This is a genomic window from Finegoldia sp. P3-F-LR, assembly GCF_052932165.1.
Map to the genome: position 1 here is coordinate 1 of NZ_JBRFJE010000046.1, position 1,176 is coordinate 1,176.

Sequence of the window (1,176 nt, forward strand, 5' to 3'; positions counted from 1 at the left end):
AAGACCAGCTATCAAATGTCAAGAGAAAATAAAAAATAATTTATCTTGAAATTTAAGGCATGTCAAACAAGCCTAAAAAATTAGGCTTAGAAAAATTTAATAAGAATTACACAACAACTAAATATTAGGTATGTAAGCTTTGTTATCCCTCAAAACAGCAAAAATAATGTTAGTAAGTTTTCTAGCAACAGCACCAATAGCTGTACCATGAGCTTTACCTCTTTGTCTAAGTTTTTGATAATACACAGACAAAGCAGGATCTTTAAAAGCAGCAACACAAGCAGCAAGCCAAATAGCACGTCTAAGATAAGGAGAACCACGTTTAGAAATCTTAGTATCAGTAGCATTAAAATTACCAGATTGCTTAACAGCAACATCTAAACCAGCATAAGCAACCAACTGATTAGCTCTCTCAAATCGTGAAATATCACCGATTTCTGAGAAAATAGCAGCACCTAAGACATCACCAATACCGGTAATAGAAGTAATAACAGGGCATAAAGAATTAATCATAGAAGAAATTTCATCTTCAATCTCAAAAATCTGATCTTCAAGAAAAGAAATTTGAGCAATAATTTGTTTGATTTGAAAAGAAAAAGACTTCAAAGCAAACTTAACACCAAAGGAATTAGAAGCTTTCTCTTGGATTTCTTTAGCCTTATCAATACCAAAGCGTCCTTTACTACACTTAGACAACATCTTAGCTAGCTCATCAGCAGGAATAGAAATCATGTCCTCAGGCAAAGGATACTTACTCAAAAGTTCTTTAGAAGTTACACCATAAATATTAGAAAAAAGCGAAGAATACTCAGGAAAAACCTGATCTAAAATAGCAACAAGCTTTCTTTTCCAATCAGAAGCTTCATCAACAAGAGCAAACCTGAACCTAGAAAGATTTCTTAAAGCAAAAGTATCCTCATCAGAAAAATGAGAAACAGAAAACTCGCCAAACCTAAGAATTTGAGCGATAACAAAAGAATCCACAGAATCATTTTTAGTCTGTCTAATATACATCTTTCTAAAAGCATCAGACTGAATAGGATTAATAACAATACAAGAAAATCCTAAATCAATCAAGAAAGAATAAAGAGACAGCCAATAATGACCTGTAGCTTCCATACCAATAATACAATTGTTAAAATCAATCGAAAAAGAGGAAATAAATTTCTGAAACTT

1 protein-coding gene is annotated in these 1,176 nt (G+C 32.2%); it reads right to left on the reverse strand.

The annotated features are described in order from the left end of the window. Positions 1-117: 117 nt before the first annotated feature. Positions 118-1,176: IS110 family transposase (locus ACU68U_RS09205; RefSeq protein ID WP_446763196.1), on the reverse strand; the 1,059-nt coding region annotated here is incomplete at its 5' end.